22 protein-coding genes and 1 riboswitch are annotated in these 23,327 nt (G+C 44.4%); of the genes, 9 read left to right on the top strand and 13 right to left on the bottom strand.

What is annotated here, in order from left to right; genetic code table 11:
• Nucleotides 1-181 precede the first annotated feature (181 nt).
• The gene (locus tag M1L62_RS07390) at nt 182-865 is read left to right on the top strand and encodes an arylesterase (RefSeq protein ID WP_254412391.1); all 684 of its coding nucleotides are present in this window, start codon (nt 182-184) and stop codon (nt 863-865) included.
• Nucleotides 866-876: 11 nt separating this feature from the next.
• On the opposite strand, the gene M1L62_RS07385 is transcribed toward M1L62_RS07390, so the two are convergent.
• The 4 genes from M1L62_RS07385 to M1L62_RS07370 all read right to left on the bottom strand — a co-directional run bounded on the left by M1L62_RS07385 (nt 877) and on the right by M1L62_RS07370 (nt 2,441).
• Nucleotides 877-1,161 (bottom strand): hypothetical protein, encoded by a 285-nt coding sequence (locus M1L62_RS07385; protein WP_254412390.1) that lies wholly within the window; start codon nt 1,159-1,161, stop codon nt 877-879.
• Between the two features lie 22 nt (nt 1,162-1,183).
• Nucleotides 1,184-1,483, bottom strand: a complete 300-nt coding sequence (locus tag M1L62_RS07380; protein ID WP_254412389.1) for a hypothetical protein — start codon at nt 1,481-1,483, stop codon at nt 1,184-1,186.
• Between the two features lie 120 nt (nt 1,484-1,603).
• The gene (locus tag M1L62_RS07375; protein ID WP_254412388.1) at nt 1,604-2,140 is read right to left on the bottom strand and encodes a hypothetical protein; all 537 of its coding nucleotides are present in this window, start codon (nt 2,138-2,140) and stop codon (nt 1,604-1,606) included.
• Between the two features lie 136 nt (nt 2,141-2,276).
• Entirely contained in the window at nt 2,277-2,441 is a 165-nt protein-coding gene (locus M1L62_RS07370) for a lmo0937 family membrane protein (protein WP_137339943.1), read from the bottom strand.
• A 319-nt stretch (nt 2,442-2,760) separates the two neighbouring features.
• Between M1L62_RS07370 and M1L62_RS07365 the strand changes: the two genes are divergently transcribed.
• Complete coding sequence (locus M1L62_RS07365; RefSeq protein ID WP_254412387.1) at nt 2,761-3,051, top strand: GNAT family N-acetyltransferase; 291 nt, start codon at nt 2,761-2,763, stop codon at nt 3,049-3,051.
• Here M1L62_RS07365 and M1L62_RS07360 read toward each other — a convergent pair.
• Nucleotides 3,048-4,337, bottom strand: coding sequence for a voltage-gated chloride channel family protein (locus M1L62_RS07360; RefSeq protein ID WP_254412386.1), 1,290 nt, complete (start codon nt 4,335-4,337; stop codon nt 3,048-3,050). The genes M1L62_RS07365 and M1L62_RS07360 overlap by 4 nt on opposite strands.
• 52 nt (nt 4,338-4,389) lie before the next feature.
• Nucleotides 4,390-4,455, bottom strand: a riboswitch (Fluoride riboswitch).
• 90 nt (nt 4,456-4,545) lie between these two features.
• Between M1L62_RS07360 and M1L62_RS07355 the strand changes: the two genes are divergently transcribed.
• Nucleotides 4,546-5,100, top strand: a complete 555-nt coding sequence (locus M1L62_RS07355) for a DUF1543 domain-containing protein (RefSeq protein ID WP_254412385.1) — start codon at nt 4,546-4,548, stop codon at nt 5,098-5,100.
• Between the two features lie 154 nt (nt 5,101-5,254).
• On the opposite strand, the gene M1L62_RS07350 is transcribed toward M1L62_RS07355, so the two are convergent.
• The 8 genes from M1L62_RS07350 to M1L62_RS07315 all read right to left on the bottom strand — a co-directional run bounded on the left by M1L62_RS07350 (nt 5,255) and on the right by M1L62_RS07315 (nt 15,458).
• Nucleotides 5,255-6,385 carry an efflux RND transporter periplasmic adaptor subunit gene (locus tag M1L62_RS07350; RefSeq protein WP_254412384.1) on the bottom strand — a complete coding sequence of 377 codons (1,131 nt, stop codon included), beginning with the start codon at nt 6,383-6,385 and terminating at the stop codon, nt 5,255-5,257.
• Nucleotides 6,386-6,400: 15 nt separating this feature from the next.
• On the bottom strand, nt 6,401-9,634 hold the full coding sequence (locus M1L62_RS07345) for an efflux RND transporter permease subunit (RefSeq protein ID WP_254412383.1): 3,234 nt from the start codon (nt 9,632-9,634) through the stop codon (nt 6,401-6,403).
• Between the two features lie 58 nt (nt 9,635-9,692).
• Nucleotides 9,693-11,162: a TolC family protein gene (locus M1L62_RS07340; protein WP_254412382.1), complete on the bottom strand. Its 1,470-nt coding sequence runs from the start codon at nt 11,160-11,162 to the stop codon at nt 9,693-9,695.
• Nucleotides 11,163-11,264: 102 nt separating this feature from the next.
• Nucleotides 11,265-12,170: a helix-turn-helix domain-containing protein gene (locus M1L62_RS07335; protein ID WP_254412381.1), complete on the bottom strand. Its 906-nt coding sequence runs from the start codon at nt 12,168-12,170 to the stop codon at nt 11,265-11,267.
• A 200-nt stretch (nt 12,171-12,370) separates the two neighbouring features.
• Complete coding sequence (locus M1L62_RS07330; protein ID WP_254412380.1) at nt 12,371-12,586, bottom strand: hypothetical protein; 216 nt, start codon at nt 12,584-12,586, stop codon at nt 12,371-12,373.
• A gap of 319 nt (nt 12,587-12,905) precedes the next feature.
• A complete protein-coding gene (locus M1L62_RS07325) occupies nt 12,906-13,139 on the bottom strand; it encodes a hypothetical protein (protein WP_254412379.1) in 234 nt (77 codons plus the stop codon).
• A gap of 124 nt (nt 13,140-13,263) precedes the next feature.
• Nucleotides 13,264-14,415, bottom strand: coding sequence for a glycosyltransferase (locus M1L62_RS07320; RefSeq protein WP_254412378.1), 1,152 nt, complete (start codon nt 14,413-14,415; stop codon nt 13,264-13,266).
• Between the two features lie 41 nt (nt 14,416-14,456).
• Nucleotides 14,457-15,458, bottom strand: coding sequence for a lysylphosphatidylglycerol synthase transmembrane domain-containing protein (locus tag M1L62_RS07315; protein WP_254412377.1), 1,002 nt, complete (start codon nt 15,456-15,458; stop codon nt 14,457-14,459).
• Nucleotides 15,459-15,465: 7 nt separating this feature from the next.
• Here M1L62_RS07315 and ruvC point away from each other — a divergent pair, with 7 nt between their 5' ends.
• The 6 genes from ruvC to M1L62_RS07285 all read left to right on the top strand — a co-directional run bounded on the left by ruvC (nt 15,466) and on the right by M1L62_RS07285 (nt 23,282).
• Complete coding sequence (ruvC, locus tag M1L62_RS07310; RefSeq protein WP_254412376.1) at nt 15,466-16,056, top strand: crossover junction endodeoxyribonuclease RuvC; 591 nt, start codon at nt 15,466-15,468, stop codon at nt 16,054-16,056.
• Nucleotides 16,057-16,642: 586 nt separating this feature from the next.
• The gene (locus M1L62_RS07305; RefSeq protein WP_254412375.1) at nt 16,643-18,247 is read left to right on the top strand and encodes a Na+/H+ antiporter; all 1,605 of its coding nucleotides are present in this window, start codon (nt 16,643-16,645) and stop codon (nt 18,245-18,247) included.
• A gap of 227 nt (nt 18,248-18,474) precedes the next feature.
• Entirely contained in the window at nt 18,475-19,134 is a 660-nt protein-coding gene (locus tag M1L62_RS07300; protein ID WP_254412374.1) for a TetR/AcrR family transcriptional regulator, read from the top strand.
• A 7-nt stretch (nt 19,135-19,141) separates the two neighbouring features.
• Nucleotides 19,142-20,443, top strand: coding sequence for a TolC family protein (locus M1L62_RS07295; RefSeq protein ID WP_254412373.1), 1,302 nt, complete (start codon nt 19,142-19,144; stop codon nt 20,441-20,443).
• Between the two features lie 72 nt (nt 20,444-20,515).
• Entirely contained in the window at nt 20,516-21,631 is a 1,116-nt protein-coding gene (locus M1L62_RS07290; protein ID WP_254412372.1) for an HlyD family secretion protein, read from the top strand.
• Between the two features lie 76 nt (nt 21,632-21,707).
• Nucleotides 21,708-23,282, top strand: coding sequence for a DHA2 family efflux MFS transporter permease subunit (locus tag M1L62_RS07285; protein WP_254412371.1), 1,575 nt, complete (start codon nt 21,708-21,710; stop codon nt 23,280-23,282).
• Nucleotides 23,283-23,327 lie beyond the last annotated feature (45 nt).

Raw genomic sequence — 23,327 nt, 5'->3', positions numbered from 1 at the left:
GGATCAGATGGTCACACGTGCGCCTGGCAACTATAATCTGTCAGGTTTGTTACCTAACAGGAAATATAAACCATTAATATTATATTTTTACATGTTGATGATGGGCATTTACAAAATGAAAGACTATAAAATTGTATTTTCAATAAATCGTCAGCACAGAATCCAAAATCATTTTCACGACATGAGATTATTTTTTTCATACACACGACTGCTTGCGCTGGTTATTTTGATCGCGGCGTGTAACGGAAATAAAAAAACTGAGCCAGATCAGGCTGAATCCGCGGCGACGGAAAAACAAGCTCCAAAGAAGAAAACGAAAACCATTCTTTTCTTTGGTAACAGCCTCACTGCTGCCTATGGGCTGGATGACCCGACGCAGGGTTTCGCTGGTTTGACGCAAAAAAGAATTGATTCACTCGGGCTTGACTATAAGGTTGTTAATGCCGGTGTCAGTGGCGAAACGTCCGCAGGTGGCAATAGCCGTGTGGACTGGATTTTGAAGCAGCCGGTGGATGTGTTTGTTTTGGAACTGGGTGGAAACGATGGGCTTAGAGGCATTCCGGTGGCTGAAACGAAAAAAAACCTGCAATCGATTTTGGATAAGGTGAAGGCAAAATATCCTGATGCGAAGCTTGTTCTGGCCGGTATGCAGATGCCGCCGAGCATGGGTAAAACCTATATTACCGATTTTAAAAATGTTTATCCGGACCTTGCTGCAAAAAATAATGTAACGCTGATCCCGTTTCTGCTTCTCAATGTCGGAGGCGAGCCCAAATTAAACCTCCCGGACGGTATTCATCCAACGGTAGAAGGACATAAAATTGTTGCAGAGACTGTCTGGAAATCGTTAAAAGATATTCTTTAAAATCGGCCGGCTCAGATTGGTTTGATAATTTCCCAAAGTTCCAGTTTGGCCTGCAATATTTCTTTTTTTGAGATATAGTTATCAAATGTGTCGTGGACCAGCCCATTCAAAAACCGGGGTTTGATCACCCTGGCGATATATTCTGTATCACTGAAAGGGTCTATCCACTTGGCTGAGTCTTTTTCCTTGATGAAAATGGAATAACCCCAGTTTGACTTGTTGAGATGAACGTACAACCAGACCGATACCTTGACCAGATCGCCGTTTTTCCTTTTAAATATCTTTTCGTGTGTCATGGCATGATAGGAGTGGTTGTTTTCAATCCATATTATTGAATACCACTTCCTGGATTTTATGTTCAAGAATTTTTTTAATCTTATTCATTTTCAAAATGACAGGGTCGTCGCTCTCCTCATTGAGAATAAGCTTGACATAATCTTCTTTTATTCTGCCTGTTACCTGAAACTGGTGGTCGCCAGCGGTTTTGTAAATAATAGCTTCCAGATCCTGTTTTACAAACTCATCAAGGATTTCATCTGCAACATTCTCCTGATACTTTTCGATTGTATCGAACAGAAAAAATCCATTTTCGTGTCTGCATTTTATATATTCCGCCATGTCGTGAATTAAGTCTTTTTATTGGGGGTTATTTTAAAATTATCATACCGAACTTAAAAAGCCGGTGGATATTCCTGAGAATATACCGGCTTTAAGTTAGCAAAAAAGACGATTAAATACCTAGTCTTCGTGGATTTGTGTTCCTCCTGAATGATTCCAGGCCGTAATGATATCGATACGGTCTTCGACTGTTTTGGGTTTGAAACCGATGATGATTCCACCATCTTTCAGGCTTTTGTCGTAATGATCCGCATGATTTTTGGGAACGCCTAAACCGACGAGCGCGCCGATTACTCCTCCTGTTAACCCTCCCGCACCAGCTCCCGTGAGGGAGGCAAGAATGGGGCCGGCGACTGCAATACCAAGACCAGGAATAACCACGGCTGTGCCGATGGCCGCAATGGCACCCGTGATGGCGCCGACAGTTCCGCCGATAGCAGAGCCTAACCCGGCATTTTCAAGGGTTTTGGTTGTCAGGTCCGTGGGACGGTTATCGTTAAAGTGCAAATCTCTGGTTTCGTTTGATAATAAAACCGTAATTTCTTCGGCCTTGTATCCCCTGTAAATCAATTCGTCGTAAGCTCTTTCCGCACCGTCCCGGGTCATAAACACGGCGGTAACGGTATCCGGGATATTTATTTCTTCTGAATTTTCCATAGTTGCTGATGATTTAGTAAAACCTGAGGCTTATGCTATTTCAGGTAACAATTGTGCCAGGCATGGGCAAGGCTGTTTTACAAAAAGGCTCAGAACCGGTTAGGATTCTGAGCCTGTATTTATTGATGAAGTATTTTTAGACCACTCTGTCTCCACGTATCACCCTAAGAATTACTGCAACAATAGCAATGACCAGAAGTATGTGAATGATGTTGCCCATTCCGAAGCTGGCAAAGCCAAAATAACCGATAAGCCACAAAATGACCAGAATAACGGCTATTGTATAAAGAAGATTTCCCATGGTGGTAGTAAGTTAGTTTGATGATTAAATGTATAGTGAGTTTTATTAAATTTAAGTGCCAGCACTATTTTGATCAGTTTTTCCCGGTATTAGGGCTCAAATCCTGGTTTTAAGCGCGGAATCGGTGGAAGTTGTGGAAAAAAACACTCAATATTTCTCTCCACATTGGTAATTGAATGTATTTCAGGTATTTACAAAATACACAACAGGGAGAAGAATTTCTGGTGCAGTTTTATCTGGTCAGAAGATTCGGCTGCGGTTGTTTTTCGGACACCGATATTATAAATTCGGCCGGATATTAATAGAAATAACACAAGTGATGAAATACGAAGATGTTGAGTTGGTGGATAACAAGGAGCTGCACAATTTTGAATTTGTGGTCGATGGTTATCGCTCTTTTATTGACTATGTGATTAAGTATGAGCTCGTTTATTTGATTCATACCGAAGTGGCTCCCGAGCTGGAAGGGAAGGGCGTGGCTTCGGCGATGGTTACAAAAACGCTGGAATATCTGGAGGCGCAGGGCAGGCAAATTGTTCCGCGTTGTTCCTATGTGCTGTCTTATTTAGAGCGGCATCCGGAGTGGAAAAGACTGGTGGCCCATCATTAGAGGTCTTTTATCTTTTTGCCTGAGTAATCTTTAAAAACCAGGTTTTTAGGCTCGCCGATAACCTGGGCGTGGTAAATGCTGTTGTTGCCTGAAAACAGATAAGCGATCACACAGGCAATGGCAGCATAGACGCCACATTCGGCTCCAAACAGTTCTATGGCCATGAGTGTACAGGCCAATGGGGTGTTGGTGGCGCCTGCAAAAACCGCTACAAAACCCATTCCGGCCAACAGTCCAACGGGGAGCGGTATGATAAAGGAAAGGGCGTTTCCGAGTGTCGCGCCGATAAAAAACAGGGGCGTTACTTCGCCGCCTTTAAATCCTGCACTCAGGGTGATGACGGTAAAAATAATTTTCAGCAAAAAATCGTAGGGCGGGAGGTTTTGGTCAAAGGATAACAAAATGGTGGGAATTCCCAGACCTATATATTTTGTCGTGCCGATCAGCCAAACACCCAGCGCAACCATTATGCCGCCTGCAAAAGGCCGTAGCGGAGCATAACGGATAACCGATTTGAAAAAACCGGAACAGATTGCCATGGCCTTACTGAAAACAGCTGCGGTAATACCAAATGCAATAGCCGCCGCAATGCTGTATAAAATGGAGAGAAGCGAAACTTTGGGTATCAGTGAAATGTGGTAATGCGTGTGCGCCACATCCCAGGCGTCAGTAACCAGACTGGCCAGAATAGCGGACATGAACGCCGGGAAAATGGCATCGTAACGTAACCTTCCGATCAAAAAAACTTCAAGCCCGAAAACAGCGCCCGCGAGCGGTGTACCGAAAACAGAGCCAAAACCCGCGCTGACCGCGGAGATCAGGAGTATTTTTCGGTCATTCACATTTAATTTGAAAAGCCGGGAAAACTGTTCGCCGATAGCACCGGCCATTTGTAAAGCAGTTCCTTCACGCCCGGCAGACCCTCCGAAGACATGCGTGGTGATGGTTCCGATCAGGACGAAAGGAGCCATACGAAACCGGATAAATTCTTTTGGATTGTGTATCGTATCAATCAACAGATTATTCCCTGCTTCAACTTCTTTGCCAAAATGATAATAAAGTAAGCCGATTAACAAACCTGCAACAGGCAGCAGCGCAATAAGCCATGGTTGCGATTCCCGCAGTTCGGTGGCCCATTGAAGGGATATCAGAAAAAAGGCAGAGGCAGAGCCCACACAAATAGCCAGAACACCGCAAAGAAATAGCCATTTGATGACGTACCGGGATGATGGAAATTTCTGATTGAATAAAAAGAGAGGGCTTTTTTTTGTGTGGATTGGCGACATTTCTTGATTTGGTACAGACATAATGATCCTGGCAGATAATGATTTTCATTAAAAATTACCAGGCGCCATCAGCTTTTCAGGGCGGTTCAAATAGGAAGACACCATTTCCTTTGCGCTACAAATATAGTATAATCGCTTTTTGCCTGACTATATTTAGCTGTTAAAAAAGAATTAAACCAGGCGGGACTTCGTTCAATCTTTTCCGGAAATGACAAAAATGGATACACAAAAATTATTTATGGTTTTGCTTGGCTGCCGTCCACCGGGACGATTCACCGAACAGCATGACATCTTTTTCGGAATAGGCAGTTCACTGAAAGATATCGTTCCGCAGCTGATCGCAAGCTGGCCTGAGGCAAAGGGGCAAATTCATGTTGACGTATTCCGGGAAGTAACGTCTGTCGGTGGTTATCACATTGAAATCGTGGAGAGGGCAGAACCAGCGAAGGAAACTGAGGAAGGCTTGTTTTTTATTAATCTGGGTGGTTACAAGGAAGGAGAATTTGACGAATTTCATTACAAAATGCTGGTGGTAGCTAAAAGTCAGGGTGAGGCCATTAAGGTTTCAAAGGAGACTGCATTTTACAAACACACCGGATTTAAAGGCGCACCTTCCCATGTGGATGATAAGTATGGCATCGACGTGGATGATATTTATCCTGTCAATGAAATTCTGTCGCCGGCTTTTAAAGATAAATACCGGATAAAAATCACTGAAAAACCGGTTGCGGAAGACCTGATTCATTTGGGTTATTTACACTAAAAAAGATCACCGAGGAGTTTTAGACGGCTACTACTAACTTATAATTCCTGAAACAATACATGCATATTGTTTCAGGAATTATAAGTTAGTAGTACAAAATTTGCCGCATTAAAGGTTGACCGCCGACCGCCGAAAGCCGATGACCGACCGCTACCTACTTAATCGTCAGCGTTGAACCGTTTCTCACTTCTTCACTGGCAGATTTTACAAGCTGATCGTCTATTTTTAAGCTGTCGCTGAAAATCTCGACATTTCCTTCCGCTTCTCTTCCTTTCTGAACATCAATCCAAACGGCTTTTTTGTCAATAACTTTGACGACGAAAACCCTTTCCATCGAATTAACGAGTGCCGATTTCGGGATGACGAATGAGCTGGCTTTTGATGCCAAAGGAATAGATACCTCAGCAATCATGCCAGGCAGCAGTTTCTTGTCGTTGTTAATTACGTCCATTTCGATGCGTTCAGAGCGAAGTCTTGTATCGAGCGCACCCGCCATACGTTTAACTTTGGCAGTAAACTGTTCGTTGGGGTAAGCTTTTACTGAGAATTTGATCTCGGTATGACTATTCACATAACCTACATAAGCCTCGGGAATTGAAACGACAAGACGCATTCTCTTCTGGTCCTGTAACGTGAACAGAGGAAACTCAGAGCCTTTGCCCGCTGGTCCGACGTAGGCCCCCAAATTCACATTTCTGGCGGTGATTATCCCTGCAAACGGCGCCCTTACTTCGAGATAATTTTTGGTCGCACTAATTTCCTTTTGACCAGCCTGCGCAGATTGCAACTGTGCATGATCCGCGTTCATACGGGCAAGTGCCTGGTCGAGGTCATTTTGAGAAATTGTTCCCGGCGTTTTGCTTGTTTCCAGAAGACGGTTATAATTGGCTTTGCTGGCAATGTAAGCGGCTTCCTGCGCCTTTGCTCTCGATTCAGCACCAGCCAGACGAGAATTTAATTCAGGAGCTTCCATGGAAATCAGCAGCTGTCCGGCTTTTACCTCGGTTCCCACGTCAGCATAAAGTTTTTTAACGAAGCTGGTTTCTCGTGCATACAGATCCACCTGCTGATACGAAATGAGCTCTCCCGGCGTATGAAATGCGGTTGAAAGGTCTTCTTTTTTCAAAGAGAAAGTTTCCGTTGCAGGAATTGCCGGGGTTTCTGTGGGTGCCTCGCCGGTTTTGTGTTCTTTTTCCTCCGCGTTGCTCTGGCATCCGATCGCGGTTGCAACGAGGATACCAAAGATCACACTGTTTATGGCTGAATATTTATTAACTGGTTGCATCGTGAATGTTTTGAATTAGTGAGCAGGTATGTAATATTTGCTGTCCTTATCCTCCGGATCGAGAGAGACCGAAGCAGTCGATGTTTTTTCCTGAACCCAGGCAAAAACTAATGGCAGAATAATCAGTGCAGAGAACGTCGAAGCAATAAGCCCGCCGATAACGGCTCTTGCCAGCGGTGATGCCTGATCACCTCCTTCACCAAATCCGGCAGCCATCGGTATCATACCTACAACCATCGCAACACTGGTCATTAAAATGGGGCGAAGACGCAGGGCAGTGGCCTCTTTTGCCGACAACAATGCATTCCCGTTATGTCTTCGCAGCTCTTCCGCGTTGGTTACCAGCAGTACGGCGTTGGCGATGGACACCCCGACCGACATGATGATCCCCATATATGACTGCAAATTTAACGTAGATCCGGTAATAGTCAACATCGCAAGCGCTCCCAGCAATACGGCCGGCACGGTGGTGAGTACAACCAACGAAACTTTAAAGGACTGGAAGTTAGCCGCAAGCATTAAAAATATTACTACGATTGCCACACCAAGTCCTGACTGAAGGCTGTCGAGTGTTTCGGTCAGGACATTACTTAATCCGATAGGCTCAACCGTTAATCCGCGTGGAAGTTCACCCAGCGACGCAATAGCAGCCTTTACCTCTTTGGTTGCTGTTCCCAAATCGGTCTTATGCAGATTGGCTGTGACAGAAAGTATCGGCATGGCGCCCAGGTTATCGTTTTCGCCATAAGTCGTATCCATTTTGATGGATGCTACGTCGCTGAGCACCGGTCTTGAAGAATTTTTCAATACCGGAATCTCGCCGATGCTGTTGATGCTGTTCATTTTATTTTCAGGAACCTGTACCTGCACTGCATAACTCAAACCGATTTTTTCATCCAGCCAAACGTTTTTCTCGGTATACCGGGAAGAAGAGGTGGAGGCTGTCAATGAGCGCGAAACGTCTGACATATCCACGCCAAGCTGCGCGGCGCGTGTTCTGTCGATATTGATATTAATGGCCGGATAATGAAGTGGCTGAGCAATCTGCACGTCACGAAGGAAACTGATCTGCTGTAATTTGGCTGCCAGTTTGTTCGCATACTCTTCATTTTGCTTTTTGTTTTTCCCCATAATCCGCACTTCAACAGGCGTAGGAGAGCCCTGGCTCAGGATCTTGTCGGTCAGTTCAATCGGCTCGAAAGAAACTTTCACGTCCGCCAGGTTCTGCTTCATTTTGTTCCGAAGACTTTCTTTTAGGTCATCCAGATTCACATGATAACCCTCTTTCAAACTTACCTGAAGAATGGCATCATGCGGCCCGCTTGTGAAAAGATAAATCGGGTTTGTAGAAAACTGGGCCGGGTGCATGCCGACAAAAGCGGAGGTAATCGAAATGTTTTCCTTACCCACCACACTTTCCAGAAGTCCGATCGTTTGAAGCAATTTTTCTTCTGTCCGTTCAATACGTGTTCCGTCAGCGACACGGATGTGCAGCTGGAACTGGCGCCCGTTTACCTTGGGAAGCACATCGCGGCCAATATTAAACAACAACAATCCGGCGAAGGCGGATATTACCACAACGTAGGCAATGACAACCGGCTTTTTTTGGGGCAGGAGTTTGTCCAGCATCGCCATAAAACGATTTCTGAATTTTTCGAATCCTGTTACTTTTCCGTCATTGTTAAAATCATCGCGTTCAACCAATTCCTTTTTTTGATCCCAGGTATCGCTTTCTGTACCACCTATCGATAAATCAGACGGTTTTTTATGCTTATGCTCCTTCATAAGCCAGTTGGCCATAACGGGTACGAAGGTCTGGGATAACAGATAAGACACAAGCATGGAAAAACCGATGGCCAGCGCAAGTGGCAGGAAAAGTGCTCCCGGTATCCCGGTCATTGTAAATGCGGGGGCAAATACGGCCAGAATACATAACAGAATCAACAGCTTTGGAAACGCAATTTCCTTACAGGCATCCCAGATGGCGAGGGCCTTGGGTTTACCGAGATCCAGATGCTGGTGAATATTTTCAATGGTTACAGTGGATTCATCGACCAGAATACCAATTGCAAGGGAAAGTCCGCTCAGCGTCATGATGTTGATGGTTTGTCCGAATAATTTCAGGAAAAGCACTCCGGCAATGATGGAGGTCGGGATGGTCATGATCACGATCAGGGCGCCACGCGGGTCGCCTAGGAAAAGTAATACCATGATCCCAGTCAGCACGGCTCCGATTGCCCCTTCCGTAATAAGACTCTCCACAGCATTGATTACATAAGCCGACTGGTCAAATTCGTAAGAGATTTTTACGTCGTCAGGAAGCAAAGACTGGAATCTTGGCAACGCCTTTTTCAGGTTTTGTACCACTTCCCAGGTTGAAGCATCCGCCGACTTGGCGATTGGGAGATATACGGATCTTTTTCCGTTTACCAGTGCATATCCGGCAGTTAAGTCAGCTCCGTCTTCAATCGTAGCTACATCACGCAGGTAAAGGTTTTGGACACTTCCCTTGAAGAGTGGAATGGCACCAAAATCTTCAACATTTTTAATTGAAGTATTGGCCGGTGTTAAATAATTTTTGTCTCCGATCCGGACATTTCCTGCCGGTGTTGCCTGGTTATTAAGCCGGATTGCTTCTACGAGCTGGTCGGGTGTCAGGTTATGTGACCGAAGCAGTTGCGGATCAGCCTTGATCAGTATCGTACGCAGGTTTCCTCCAAAAGGCGGCGGTGAAATAAGTCCAGGAATCGATGTGAAGGAGGATCGTACGTAAACGTGTGCAAGATCCAGCAGTTCATTATTTGAGCGGGTCGGACTGCTGAAAACCAGCTGACCTACGGGCAAGGTTGAAGCGTCAAACCTGATGATAAACGGAGGCTGGGAGCCGGGTGGAAAAGAGCTTTGCATCCTGTTACAGAACGAGCTCAGCTCGGCCGCTGCCTGCGCCATATTGGTGCCTTCGTAAAAACTCAGCTTCATCAATGTTAAACCCTGAATATTTTTGGTTTCAACGCTTTTTAAGCCATTTACAAAAAGGAAGATGTTGACATAAGGTTTACCGAAATAGGCTTCCATCTGGTTTGGTGTAAAACCGCCAAACGGGTGCGATATGTAAATCACCGGCAAATCCATCGCCGGAAAAATATCGATCTTGATGGTCCGCACCGCGTTGATTCCAAAAAAGAACATCCCGGCAACGAGTACTAAAATGGAGATGGGTTTGCGAAGTGCACTTCTTATTAATTCCATATAATTGGGGAGAGATTATGAAGGAAGGGTTAGGGATAACGCCTGTTTCACAACGATTCTAAAAACTGCTGGTGAATAAATTAAAGTCTCCGGTAGCTGCTGCTTTGAGCAGAAGTCCCTGCCAAACATTGCTGTAAGCGATATCTCTGTCGGTCTCGGCCCTGTTTAAAATGTAGAGCGCCTGAGTCAGGTCAACGATGTTACTCAGTCCGTTTTTATAAAGCGTACTTTTTTGAATGTATGCATCCGTCGCGGATTTGATCTGAACAGGGGCTTCCTGATAATTGCTCAGGGCATTTTTTATCTTGTTGTTCGACAAAAGCAGCTGGTTTCGGATCTGCTGATCTACCAGATCATATTCATTTTGCAGGGCATTGGAAACAAATTTTTGCGATAACACCTGATGCCTGATCCTTAAAACATTGGTCATATTCCAGACCACACCTACACCCAAAAGATAATTGGATCTTATGGGTTTGATCCCTTCCGTAAAACTTCCGGTATAAGAGCCCTGGTCCTGTGCGTAGTTGGAATTAAAGCCGGAACCTCTCGTCTGGAACACACCGAATGCAGAAAATACCGGCATGCTTAGCGTGTGGTAATATTTTGCCTGTTGGTTACTGAGTGCAATCCGGTTTGAATAGTATTTCAAAAGCGGGTGATTTTCATTCGGTCCGTTCAGTGAATCGCTGAATGAAATCGGTATTTTTGAAATGAAAATCGTGTCCAGAGCAAATTCCTGCTGTTCGACACCCATCAGCACGGCAAGTCTGTTGGCTTGTTCCTGCTCAAAATCGCGGGCCCGTGTAATCGCAATTTTGGCGTTACTGACTTCTGCATTGGCAAGTGAAGAATCCACGCCGGCGATAAGTCCGTTTTTAGCTCTTGTAACCACCACCTGCTTGATAGCAGAAGCGCGGGTGAGGTTGTTTTGCCAGGATCTGGTTAATCTTTGGGCAGCCAGCAGATTAAGATATGCGCCTGCGACCCGGATTTCGTGCTGGAATAACTCCTGGCTCAGGTCGCTTTCATCACGAACCACAGCGGATTTGGCAACGTTAATTTTCTCACGTGCGCGGCCAAAGGCAAAAAAGTCCCAGTTAACGTTCGTCAGGTAAAGTGCTCCAAAGGCTGCATTCCAGTTTTGGCTCGCCAGCGGGAGACCGGAAGAAGCCACGCCGAGGCCGCCGAGGCCATATAGAGGCCCGTTTTGTCCATTGACGGTTCCGTAATCCTGTTGCAATGAAAGGTTAAGGTTTGGTAAATAATCCTTCACACTTTGTTGCACGGTCGCTTTGGACGCATTGATATAATTTGCCTTTGCTTTTAGGCTGCCATAGGTGCTCCTGGCAGTGGCGATTGCGTCGGGCAGGGTTAATATCTGGGCACTGGTTTTTGCCGTAACGAAAACCGAGCTTGCCAGCAAAGCCAGGAAGAGTCCTTTTTGTTTTAGTAAATATGGAAGATAGCGGAAATGTCGAAAGATTAATGAAGTCTTGGGAGGATCTGCTGCGAAAATAAATTTCATTTTAATCATTTTCTAAAAGGGTATTCTTGGGCTACAAAAGTAATACGGCCCGTATCACTTATTCTTATGTATTTCAAACAATAAACTATAAAATTCAAACAATCATTTCCTGAATGTGTTTGGTGTTATTCCAGTCTGTTTTTTGAAAAGGCTGTTAAAGTATTCCGGGTATTCAAATCCCAGGCAGTAGGCGATTTCCGAGATGCTCCAATTGGAGTTTTTTAATAATATCTTTGATTCGAGTATCAGTCGTTCCGTTATGTGTTCCGTTGTTGTCTTTCCGGTTACTTCTTTGAGTGCGCGGTTGAGGTGATTGATATGTACCGATAACCTTTGCGCATAATCCTTGGCCGTGCGGAGCTGTAATTTATGCTCCGGGGAATCGATCGGAAACTGGCGCTCCATCAGCTCTGTAAAACAGGAGGCGATGCGGGTCGAGCCGTTGATGTGGTTGTCACCGATCTCGGAAGCTTGCATCTTTACGGCCTCATGAATGATCAGATTGACGTAGTTTTTTACCACATCATACTTATAAATGTAACTTGATTCCATTTCAGCGGACATTTTTTGGTAGATGTCCAAAAGATATTCCTGCTGTTGTTCGTTAATGAAGTAAACCGGGATGGTATCGTTTTTAGAAATAGGCAGATCCATGAAATTTTTTGTCCGGTTCATTCCATTCAGAAAGTCGTCGTTAAACAGACAGAAATAACCCGATTGCTGTTCTGAAAATGTTTCCCAGGAGTAGGGGACATTCCTGTTAAAAAAGACAAGTGCGTTCTGATTGATTTCAATTTTCGTGTCGCCGTAGAGCAATTTTCCTTTTCCGATGATCAGCGAAATCTTGTAATAGTCACGGCGGCTGTACGCGTTATACCGATTACAAAATTTCCGTGAAAATACATTAAAATGTTCCTGCTGCTGGTGTACGGGAATCGTGTTTACGGGAGCTTGTTGTGCCGCCGGGTGGGTTTTGTAAAAATCCGCTATTGACTCACTTTCTATCATTTCATAAAGCTATGAAATTCAAATATCAGCTGCAAAGTTTGCTGTGTTTCAATTTGTGATTTTAATGCTAAATTAATTTTTAACGCAGTCAGCGGAACACGCATCCATATCTCCGAATGGAGAATTTGATGCATATTCCGCTGAGAAAATTTTGCGGGAAATACTTAAAAACAACGAATCAATAGCTGAACCAGACCCTTTTAAGATTCAAAGACTTCAAAATGCCTTAAACAATCTGCGTCGATTTTGTCCAGATCATGACAAATGGGATGCGTAACGAAACGGATGCACCTGGCAAGTTCATTGATACGTATGTCATTTTTGGGTTTCCATACATACGTCTTGTTTTTCTTTCCCGGTGGATTGGAAGAACAGCCGTCTGCGGTTGAACGTGGAATTAGTGGGTTCTCACTCATAACATTTCAAGTTAAGTTGAGGTTTTGGATATCTAAACTTACGCAATCGGCAGGTTAATGTCAATTTCTCATCGATTAAATTCAATAAATAACGTAGAATTTAATCGTTTGTTAATGTAGAAGTAACTTGAAGTGAAATCTTTTGGGACAATTTGTAGTTGCAGCTGCTATGATCTCAGATGCAGAAAGAGATGGGTTTTATCGGCTACGAAATGCTCGCAGGGCCTGGAAATATTACCGTGAATTTTCTGTGAAATAGATTATGTAATAGTTTTAGAGGGTTAGGCTGTGGGTAATCGCGAGTCTAGTACGATCGTGATCAACGCCCCGCATAAATCGCATCTTTATCTAAAACGATCATTTTAGCTTTTGGTGTAACTCTTGGCTTTTCTATTTTTGCCGTAATTACGATTTCCTTTGTTTCGGATTTTCCAAACGGAGTGGTCCAGCAGAAATAAAATCCCGCCATCAAAACCATAACAACGGAAGATAGTCCAAGAGACCAAAGTAAAGCATCAAAGCAGCGTATCGAAAGTGAAATAAGACTTTTCATGGTGTTATCAAGATGGTTATAGTTACAGAAAGAGAGGCGTTACCAGACCTGATCTCTTCCCGTCCGGGATACTTTTAAAGAAAATCGTGCCACCGGCTATATGAAACCGTAACTTTTAACCAATTCAGACCAGTTTGCGGCCTTTCCACTCATATTCAGGTTTTTGTGCTACTAAACCAAAGAAACATACATAGAAAGAATAGAAAATTTGTGTGACCGGGATGAAGAAAATTGATACAGTTTTCCTTAAAAAGTGTAGAATTGTACCAAGGAATAACCATTCGGGGGCGCATTTGATCAGTAATAACGCCAAAAAACTGCTGCCTGGCAAAGTTCCTGCGAGCCATAGTATCAGGCTGACAATGAGCGCGAGGTTACATGAAAAAACATAAAGTGCCAGGATTAGCGGCGTTTTACTTTGGTAATGCTTCCACTTGCTGGCCCAGCGTTTTCTCTGTTTGAAAAACAAAGACCATTGTTTGTGGGCCTGGGTAGAAACGACAGCTTCTGACGATTTAAGGAAAGTGACCTGTCCGGGATAGTGTGCTGAAATTTTATGCATCAGAAATTCGTCGTCCCCGGAGGCAATGTGACGAACTCCTTCGTACCCGTTAACAGCTGTGAAAGCGCTTTTTTCATAGGCCATATTGGCTCCGTTGCACATCGAAGGAAAACCGGCTGCAATGGCACTGGCTCCGCTTCCGATCAGGCTTGAAAATTCTACGGTTTGTAAATGATCAGTGAAGGAAGTTTCGGCGGTAAAGGTTACGGGACCGCTGATTAATTTGGCGTTGGTGGTTTGATAACAATGCGCGATAGCGCCAAGCCAGCCGGCCTGAACGCGACAGTCTCCGTCAGTCGTGACGATCAGTTTTCCTTTTGCCTGTGACACAGCGGTTTCTATGGCCCTTTTCTTTGGCGAAGTAGTGGGCGTGTCGGGAAGTGTGACGAGACGTATCGCAGCGGCAGAATGCTGGCTGAAATTGTTGACCAGGGTGGCGGTATCATCCGTGGAACCGTCGTCCATGACGAGCACTTCAAATTGTTTAAACGGAAATGACTGTTTTTCCAGATCTTGAAGCAGGTTCAGGATATTTTCCTGCTCATTTCGAACCGGAATAACAACAGTGATGAAAGTATCACGATTGGTTTCAGTTTTAGTATGCACCGGGAGGAAATACCAGAGACATAATAAAACAATCGTGAATACAGCATAACTCACAATCAGGATCCATAACACCGGCACGAGCCAGGAAGCGATGTATTGTTCAATCATTCAGCTGTTTTTTAAAATTTGTTTGGAAGCCTGGCGGCAGATTACTTCAAACCCTTCCATTTATACTTCCAAATTAAGAATATTCCAACCAGTATAGGCCCGAGCACGTTAATCGTCCAAACCAGAAAAGTAGCGGCAATGACCTGTTCGGGCGGGAGATTATATTGCTTAAAGACAAATAGCGCAGTGAACTCCCGAAGACCCAGGTCCCCAAGCACGTTAATGGCGGGAATAAGGGTTTTTGCCAGAAATATCAGTGCGACACACGCTGCCAGGTCGATAAATGACATGGGGAAGTCGAAGAGCGACAAGGCCAGTAAAAATTGGGATAAAAAAACCAGATACCGGAGCATGCCATAACCGGTTGCGACGAGCAGGTCGGTGCCCGTGTAAGCGCCTATGATCCGGAAATAGGAGAGAGACTTTACGAGAAAAGCGCGCCTGGGTTGCCAGTTCGTAAGCCGTTTACGAAAAAGAACAACCAGAATCCCCAGTAAACACAGTGAGATCAAAAGTCCGTACAACATGTTTTTTCCGGAAGTATCGATCCCCAGTTTATTCCCGATCGAGGCAAGTCCCCAGCCACCAAAGATCAAAGAAACATAAAACTGGATACCATTGGAAACAACGGCGGCACCGATGGCTTTCAGTCGGTCATCGGATTTTAGTGCTGCAACACGGCCAATCGTATCGCCCAGCTGGGCAGGTGCTGCAACGCCTACAGCCAGGCCTGTCAATGTTCCGCGAAAAGCTTCACGAAATGTAATGGAAACCGCTTTGCTGGCCAGCCTTTGCCATTTCAGGCTTTCCAGAGCCCAGTTTAATGGAACCAGCAACAACATCGTCAGCAGGGTGAAAAGGTGATTTTCGGTCAGGATTTGTTTATAGACTGCGCCAATATCACCAACGCCTTTTTGTTCGTTTTGAAATGTTTTATAAATGTAGCTCAGAATCAAAAGGGTAACCACAAGCTTGCCCAACCAAAAAAGCTTTTGCCAGGTTGTTTTTTCTTTTGGAGTAGAGAGTTGCTTATCTTGCACCATGATAAAAATGCAGCAAGCTGACGCTACCGAAAAAGTGATAATTGGTGTGGATCCCGGCACCCAAGTGATGGGTTACGGTGTGATATCGGTAAAAGGGCAGCACATTACGTTGGTTCAATACGGTGTTATTCATCTCAGCAAATATACTACCCATGAGTTGAAGTTGAAGAAAATCTTTGAGCGGATTACGCAGCTGATCGAAGAATACCTTCCCGATGAGATGGCAATCGAAGATCCGTTTTATGGAAAAAACCCTCAATCGATGCTCAAATTGGGTCGTGCGCAGGGGGTGGCTATGGCGGCTGCTTTGGCAAGGGATGTTCCAATTGTCGAATATTCTCCTAAAAAAGTAAAGCAGTCGGTGACCGGAAGTGGCGCTGCTTCCAAGGAACAGGTCGCTTATATGCTTGAAAAAATATTGAAAATGGAATTGAGCAGAGAATTTATGGACGCCACCGACGGCATTGCCATTGCGATTTGTCACCATTACCATGCCAATTCTCCCGCAGCCGTTGCGTCGTCTTCGGCGGGAGGCAAAAAATCTAAAAAAGGCGGCTGGGGCGCTTTTGTCAGCGAAAATCCTTCCCGGGTCAAATAACAGATGTTTTTAGTTTTGCTGTAATAAATCTTGCAGCAAAACTCTTTATTTGAAATATAAAGGCCAGATTCATAATTGTCAAATGATCAGTGGATTAATGTTATTCATGACTGGTTGTGATAATAAGGTAAAACTGCATTTAACATATTTTAAGTTATTCTTCTGCCACAGAAGTACCCGCTTCCCTGTACTGCCAATTGAACGAAAGTTTAAAATGACAACTTTCGCTCGCTGTATTCAGTATTCCAACAAAATCCAAAGAGAAGGGCATTCGCCAGTTATGAAATTATTTTTACATGATATAATTACTTCATGCTTCACCAAAAATGATTTCATATGAATGATCAACTTAAGATATGTATCATATCTCTATTTCGGATGAGGATTGCCAGCAGCTGCAAACCGTAAAACAATTGTGTGATTTTGTTCAGACCACGGTGGTAGCCCTGGTGTGATCGTATTTTCTAATCCCAAAAAAACTGCGACGCAAAAAATGCTACCGCTGCGTTTATCCTTTCAGGTTAAGTCACCGATTGGATAAAATTATCTGTTTCTAAACCACTAGCCACTACTCAGTTTCACCGTTATGCTTCACGAAAATCTTTTAATAACCCTCTTGCTGCTCTTTGCCGTGTCCATGATTGTCATGTTGGGCAAAAAACTGAAAATTTCCTATCCTGTTTTTCTCGTACTGACCGGGCTCGGGATTAGTTTTATACCCGGAATTCCGGCTTTTGAAATCTCGCCCGACTGGATTTTTATGGTGATCCTGCCGCCCTTGTTATATCAGACCGCCTGGAACATATCCTGGTCGGGTTTCTGGAAATGGAAAAAATCGATTGGCATGCTTGCCTTTGGCCTGGTACTATTCACGTCGTGCATTGTCGCTTATTTTTCTCATGCGTTTATTCCAGGTTTTACAATGCCGCTCGGACTTTTGCTGGGCGCGATCATATCACCTCCCGATGCCATTGCGGCTAATTCGGTATTACAGGAGCTGAAAGTGCCCCGGCAAACTGTGACGATTCTGGAAGGGGAAAGTCTGATGAACGACGCCGCGAGTCTGATCGTATTCCGTTTTGCCTTGGAGGCAGTGCTGACGGGTAAATTTGTGAAAGAAGAAGCGGCAATCGCCTTCGTTGTGGTGGGAGTGATGGGCGTTTTGATCGGACTTGCCTTTGCTGTTTTGTTTTATGCTATTCACCGATACCTGCCCACAACGCCTAGTATGGATGCAACGCTTGAACTTCTGGCGCCTTACTTTATGTATCTGGTTGCCGAGCATTATGGCTATTCCGGTGTGATGGCAGTCGTCAGCGGTGGATTGTTTATGTCATTCCGCTCCATGAAATTGCATAATTATGCGATCTCCCGGCTGCATTCGGCCGCCATTGGCTCCGTGATCGTTTTTATTTTAAATGGCCTTGTCTTTATTCTGATCGGGTTGCAGCTGCCTGTGGTTGTCGAAGGTATACATGGCTATTCGCTTTACTCAGCCATAAAGTATGCCGTGGTGATCAGTCTGCTGACGATTGTTATCCGGATGTTCTGGTTGTTTTTTACCTCTTTTATTCCGGCCTGGCTGCGTGCCAAAATGCGTCAGGGTGAAAAGAAACCACGCTGGCAAAGTGCTTTTCTGATCAGCTGGTCGGGGATGCGGGGTGTGGTGTCACTGGCTTCGGCACTTTCGGTGCCGCTGCTGTTGAATAACGGACACATTTTTCCGCAGCGAAATCTCATCCTGTTCATCACGTTCACCGTTATTCTGGTTACGTTGATTTTACAGGGACTTACCCTGCCTTTTGTAACCCGATTTTTGAGAATCGAGGATTTTGAAACCGTTGTCCCGGCGGATGAACAGGAAGCAGATATGAATAAGCGGTTGCTTCTGATCGCTTTGAAAGAACTTAATGAAAAATATACCGGTGATGTGGAGCAAAATGAAATGTTGCAGCGGTTTAAATCTGAACTGGAAAGGGATCTGTTACTGCACTCGGAACCGGTTGAGTCGGCCGGGCAGGTCAGGCAGCAGATTTTACGATTCTCGGATGTGTCCAATAATATTCTCAGAAATCTTCGAAAAGAACTGACCCGTATGCGCCGTGAAAATTTGTTTGATGATGAGATGCTAAGAAAAAGGGAAATGCAGATGGATCTCGACGAGGCAAGGATTTATCACAAATTGCACTAAAACGGATTTTGATATTAAAACAGATTGAATCCGCCTATGCCACTTCTTTACACCTTTCTTTTTGATGTTAAACAGACATTAAAATTTTTTTAATGGTATTTATCCGATGATTGCTTGAATAAATCAAACGTTTGTTTAGTAAAATCAAACAAACGTTTGATTTATTATTTTTCTTCTATTACATTTGTATCGTCAATCAGCAGAGCATTGAATAATTAATCACTAATATGCTGATGATCAAAGAAATGGAATACAACGCAAAACAGTTACAGATCATAGAAGTAGCAGAGAGGCTTTTTGCAGGAAAAGGTTTTTCAGGTACATCGGTACGCGACATCGCGCATGAGGCTGAGATTAACGTTTCGATGATTTCCTATTATTTCGGTTCAAAAGAAAAATTGATTGAAGCGCTGTTTGAGGTGAGGAGTATAGAATCAGCGGCACGACTGGAAACGATTATTTCAAATGAGGATCTTTCGCCACTTCAAAAAGTATATATTCTGATAGACAGCGCCCTGGAAAGACTGATGGGCAACCAGTGTTTCCATAACATTATGCTGCGCGAACAGCTGTCGGGTGACGACCGCACACCGGTCATTTCAGACCTGATCTTTCAATTGAAATTTAGAAACTGGGAGGGTATGGAAAGCATCGTCCATGAAGGACAGCAGAAAGGACATTTTCGTAAAAATGTCGATATCTCTTTACTTTCTTCAACGCTTTACGGCACGATTAACCATGCCATTACCACACAATCTTTCTTCCGGAAAATAAATAATCTTGAACACCTTAGTCAGGCTGAATTTGAAAAAGACCTGAAACGTAAATTGAGCATACACCTAAAAAGCATATTCAAAGCAACAGTAACATATGAGACCATCGAGTAGTAAAAGAATGTCATTTGCAGCAATCGCATTATTTGTGCTGGCTGCATCGCATTCGTTCGCACAGACACCACGCAAGATTACGCTGGAAGAAGCCGTTGAGCTTAGCCTGAAAAACAGTAAACAGTTGAAATTAAGCCAGTCGAATATTGATATGGCCGGACTTAATATACGTGAGATTAAAGACAATCAATTGCCAAGTTTTAGTGTTTCGGCTTCTTACCTGAGACTGAACACGCCCAATGTTAACCTGAAACAAAGTTCGTCCAATGACAGCTCGGGAGCCAGCTCTCTGCATGTTAATCAGGTAGCTTACGGTATGGCGAGCGCATCAGTACCGCTTTTTTCAGGTTTTCGTTATAAGTACGGCCTGGAATCAGCGAAGTTTTTACAGGAAGCATCGAAACTGGATGCAGAAGGCGACCGCCAGGCGGTGATCCAGAATACGATTTCTGCGTACAGCAACCTGTATAAGGCTAAAAGATCGGTTGATCTGGTATCTGAAAACCTGATCCGTGAACATGAACGTGTAATTGAGTTTACAAACCGCGAGAAAAACGGAATCATCGCCCGTAATGACCTGTTGAAAGCAACCTTGCAGGAATCCAATATCCAGCTGGCCCTGATGGACGCTGAAAATGAACTTAAAATCACAACCATCAACATGAATCTTTTGCTGGGGTTGCCGGAGTCTACTGAAATTTTAGCTGATTCGAGCAGCTTTGACGTACTTAAAGATGCAGGAAATGCTATGGATTGGGAACAGACAGCGCTTACACACCGTAAAGACATGGCGGCCATCGCGATTCGCCAGAAAGCTGCCGGATCGGACATCAAGGTGGCGAAAGCAGACCTTTATCCAAGTGTTGCTTTAACAGGCGGATATGTTGCATTGAGTATTCCCGGATTTGTAACGGTTCCGAACGCTTTTAACGCGGGAATTGGCGTGAGTTACAATCTTGCCTCGTTATGGAAAACAGGCGCGAAAATTGAACAGGCAAAAACACATCTTTACCAGCTGAGAACGAATGAAGAGATTTTACTTGACCGTGTCCATCTGGAAATTAATACGGCTTATTACAACTATGTGTTAAGCAAGAAAAAGATAGAGGTGTATGAAAAGGCTGTTGAACAAGCCAATGAAAATTACAGAATCACAAAAAATAAATTTGATAACAGCCTGGTGACAACCACCGAACTTCTGGACGCCGACGTTGCCCAGGTTCAGTCTAAAATAAACTATGCTGCTGCGAAGGCCGATGCGATTGTCGCTTATAAAAAGCTTGAACAAACTGCCGGCGTAATTAACTAACCAAATTTTTAAACAGCGGCGGATCTTGCGAGCATCAACCGCACTTTCTAACATTCTATTATTCCAAAGATTATGGAGACCAATCAAAACACTGGCGTTGCAAACGAAGCAGCAGCACCTAAAAAGAAAAATTACACATTCGTTATCATTCTGGCTCTTTTGGTTGTGGCCGGAGGAACCTGGGGGTACACAAAATACAATCACGGTCTGCACCACGAAGAAACTGATGACGCACAGATTGATGCAAACATCAGCCCGGTAATACCTCGTATTTCGGGATATATTACGGAGATCAGAGTAAAGGATAATCAGCAGGTTCATAAAGGCGACACCTTGATCGTGCTTGACAACCGTGACGAACTTATCAGACTGGAACAGGCTAATGCAGCTTTGGAAGGTTCGAGAGGAAACCTGGTTGTAGCGAATGCAACCACGTCGGCATCAGTTGCCAGCGGCAGCACTTACATTGCGAATGTATCCGTTGCAGAAGCGCAGATTGAAGAAGCAAAAGTGAGTGTGTGGAGAGCCAATCAGGATTTTGCACGTTATGAAAACCTGATCAAGGATCACTCGATCACACAGCAGGAATACGAGCAGGCGCTTGCGAATAAACAAAAAGCTGAACGCCAGCTTCAGGTATTGGTAACGCAGAAAAACGCAGCAGAACGCCAGGCCAAGGCAGCAACTTCGCAGACTGCGGCAACTTCACGTCAGACCAGCGTAGTTAACGCAAATATTAAAGCACGCCAGGCTGATATTGACAACGCGAAACTGAATCTTTCCTACACCATTATTACGGCGCCAACGGATGGTCACGTTTCAAAAGTAAACGCCCAGCTGGGACAGTATTTACAGGCAGGCCAGTCGTTGTTCAGCATCATTTCAAATGCACAGCCATGGGTTGTTGCAAACTTTAAAGAAACGCAGCTTACAAAAATGAAACTGGGACAGCATGTGAAAATCCATATTGACGCATATCCCGACCACGTTTTTGACGCAACAATCGCTTCGTTTTCTCCTGCAACCGGCGCTCGTTTCGCACTTTTGCCTCCTGACAATGCGAGTGGAAACTTTGTGAAAGTAGTACAGCGTCTTCCGGTTCGTATCGAGTTTAAAGAAGTAAAAGATGAGTTTATCAGCCGCCTGCGTCCGGGGATGAATGTGTTTGTTGATGTTGAGCTAAATTAAGATCGTAGGAATGTCGATGGCGGGTTTCTGGTAAATCCGCCAGACAATATCTTATCATCATTAAAATCATTAGCATATGGAATTACAACCATCCCTGGTAGAATACGGCTTCCGACGGGTTATTATTACAATCACAGCCGTCATGTGTGCGCTTCTTGAAATTGTTGATACAACAATCGTGAACGTGGCACTCAACGATATGCGGGGGAACCTTGGGGGAACGCTCTCCGAAGTGAGCTGGGTGATTACGGCTTATGCCATTGGTAACGTAATCATTGTGCCGATGACCAGCTGGCTTTCACAGCAATTTGGCCGCCGTAATTATTTTGCTGCTTCCATTATCATATTTACAGTTGCCTCTTTTTGTTGTGGTAATTCGGACAATATCTGGGAGCTGGTATTTTTCCGCCTGATCCAGGGTTTTGGTGGTGGTGCGCTGCTGGTAACTGCACAAACTTTAATTACCGAAAGTTATCCTCCCGAAAAACGTGGTATGGCTCAGGCGATTTATGGTCTTGGGGTTATTGTAGGTCCTACGTTAGGTCCTCCGCTGGGTGGTTATATTGTGGATAATTACAGCTGGCCTTATATATTTTATATCAATATTCCGCTTGGGGTTATTGCTACACTTTTGACCCTTCAGTTTATCCGCAGCCCTAAATATTCAGAGAAGAAATCTGCCAACGAAATTGACTGGTGGGGAATTATTCTGCTGGCTATCGCGGTAGGTTCGTTGCAATATGTTTTGGAAAAAGGTCAGGAAGACGACTGGTTCAACGATGAAGCAATTATCATTCTGACAGTCACTGCGGTATTCGGCTTCTTCTTCTTCCTATGGAGAGAGCTGACATACAAAAATCCGATCGTGGCATTGAGAGTTTTGAAAAACAGTAACCTAATGATCGGTACCATACTTTCTTTCGTACTCGGTTTCGGATTATACGGATCCACCTTCGTAATACCATTGTATACTCAGGCTACACTGGGATGGACGGCAACACAATCAGGTTTGCTGATGGTGCCGGCCGCGTTGGTAACCGCCTTTTTTATGCCGATCGTCGGGCAGCTTATTCAGCGCGGCGTGAAGCAGCAATATCTGGTTGCAGGTGGTATGGTGGTGTTTTTTATATACAGTTTCTGGGGTTACAAAATCCTGACACCCGATACAAGTGCTGATGCGTTTTTCTGGATGCTGATGGTGAGGGGTGCAGGGCTTGGATTTCTTTTCGTGCCTATTTCCACACTGGCTTTATCAACCCTTAAAGGGAGAGAAATTGGAGAGGGCGCTGCATTTACCGGGATGATGCGTCAGCTTGGAGGTTCTTTTGGTGTGGCCGTTATTACGACCTACATCGCCAGACAAAACATGCAGCATCGCAGTGATCTGGTAAGTCATCTGGATATTAACAACCCTGCCGTTCAGCAGCGCGTAGAAGGTTTGCAGCGTTCGTTTATGGCAAAAGGTATGGCGCCGGATGTCGCGTTGAAAAGCGGTTATCAGATGCTTGAATATGGTATTTACAAACAGGCTACGGTACTTTCGTATATGGATGTGTTCCTGTTTTTAGGATGTTTATTTTTATTCTGCGTACCGTTTGTTTTAATGACACGGAGCGGAAAAACCAAAATTGATCCGTCATCGGTTCACTAATAATAAGTGTTTGTTAATTTGGTATAGTAGTAGTTTGAAAGAAGC

It is taken from the genome of Dyadobacter diqingensis, from assembly GCF_024220585.1.
Lineage (GTDB): Bacteria > Bacteroidota > Bacteroidia > Cytophagales > Spirosomataceae > Dyadobacter > Dyadobacter diqingensis.
This window is presented reverse-complemented; position numbering and strand designations above follow the sequence as displayed.

Excerpts from the sequence above, each read along its gene's own strand:
- M1L62_RS07390 (WP_254412391.1), top strand. The coding sequence starts at position 182 with ATGAGATTATTTTTTTCATACACACGACTGCTTGCGCTGGTTATTTTG.
- M1L62_RS07385 (WP_254412390.1), bottom strand. The coding sequence starts at position 1,161 with ATGACACACGAAAAGATATTTAAAAGGAAAAACGGCGATCTGGTCAAG.
- M1L62_RS07380 (WP_254412389.1), bottom strand. The coding sequence starts at position 1,483 with ATGGCGGAATATATAAAATGCAGACACGAAAATGGATTTTTTCTGTTC.
- M1L62_RS07375 (WP_254412388.1), bottom strand. The coding sequence starts at position 2,140 with ATGGAAAATTCAGAAGAAATAAATATCCCGGATACCGTTACCGCCGTG.
- M1L62_RS07370 (WP_137339943.1), bottom strand. The coding sequence starts at position 2,441 with ATGGGAAATCTTCTTTATACAATAGCCGTTATTCTGGTCATTTTGTGG.
- M1L62_RS07365 (WP_254412387.1), top strand. The coding sequence starts at position 2,761 with ATGAAATACGAAGATGTTGAGTTGGTGGATAACAAGGAGCTGCACAAT.
- M1L62_RS07360 (WP_254412386.1), bottom strand. The coding sequence starts at position 4,337 with ATGTCGCCAATCCACACAAAAAAAAGCCCTCTCTTTTTATTCAATCAG.
- M1L62_RS07355 (WP_254412385.1), top strand. The coding sequence starts at position 4,546 with ATGACAAAAATGGATACACAAAAATTATTTATGGTTTTGCTTGGCTGC.
- M1L62_RS07350 (WP_254412384.1), bottom strand. The coding sequence starts at position 6,385 with ATGCAACCAGTTAATAAATATTCAGCCATAAACAGTGTGATCTTTGGT.
- M1L62_RS07345 (WP_254412383.1), bottom strand. The coding sequence starts at position 9,634 with ATGGAATTAATAAGAAGTGCACTTCGCAAACCCATCTCCATTTTAGTA.
- M1L62_RS07340 (WP_254412382.1), bottom strand. The coding sequence starts at position 11,162 with ATGAAATTTATTTTCGCAGCAGATCCTCCCAAGACTTCATTAATCTTT.
- M1L62_RS07335 (WP_254412381.1), bottom strand. The coding sequence starts at position 12,170 with ATGATAGAAAGTGAGTCAATAGCGGATTTTTACAAAACCCACCCGGCG.
- M1L62_RS07330 (WP_254412380.1), bottom strand. The coding sequence starts at position 12,586 with ATGAGTGAGAACCCACTAATTCCACGTTCAACCGCAGACGGCTGTTCT.
- M1L62_RS07325 (WP_254412379.1), bottom strand. The coding sequence starts at position 13,139 with ATGAAAAGTCTTATTTCACTTTCGATACGCTGCTTTGATGCTTTACTT.
- M1L62_RS07320 (WP_254412378.1), bottom strand. The coding sequence starts at position 14,415 with ATGATTGAACAATACATCGCTTCCTGGCTCGTGCCGGTGTTATGGATC.
- M1L62_RS07315 (WP_254412377.1), bottom strand. The coding sequence starts at position 15,458 with ATGGTGCAAGATAAGCAACTCTCTACTCCAAAAGAAAAAACAACCTGG.
- ruvC (WP_254412376.1), top strand. The coding sequence starts at position 15,466 with ATGCAGCAAGCTGACGCTACCGAAAAAGTGATAATTGGTGTGGATCCC.
- M1L62_RS07305 (WP_254412375.1), top strand. The coding sequence starts at position 16,643 with ATGCTTCACGAAAATCTTTTAATAACCCTCTTGCTGCTCTTTGCCGTG.
- M1L62_RS07300 (WP_254412374.1), top strand. The coding sequence starts at position 18,475 with ATGCTGATGATCAAAGAAATGGAATACAACGCAAAACAGTTACAGATC.
- M1L62_RS07295 (WP_254412373.1), top strand. The coding sequence starts at position 19,142 with ATGTCATTTGCAGCAATCGCATTATTTGTGCTGGCTGCATCGCATTCG.
- M1L62_RS07290 (WP_254412372.1), top strand. The coding sequence starts at position 20,516 with ATGGAGACCAATCAAAACACTGGCGTTGCAAACGAAGCAGCAGCACCT.
- M1L62_RS07285 (WP_254412371.1), top strand. The coding sequence starts at position 21,708 with ATGGAATTACAACCATCCCTGGTAGAATACGGCTTCCGACGGGTTATT.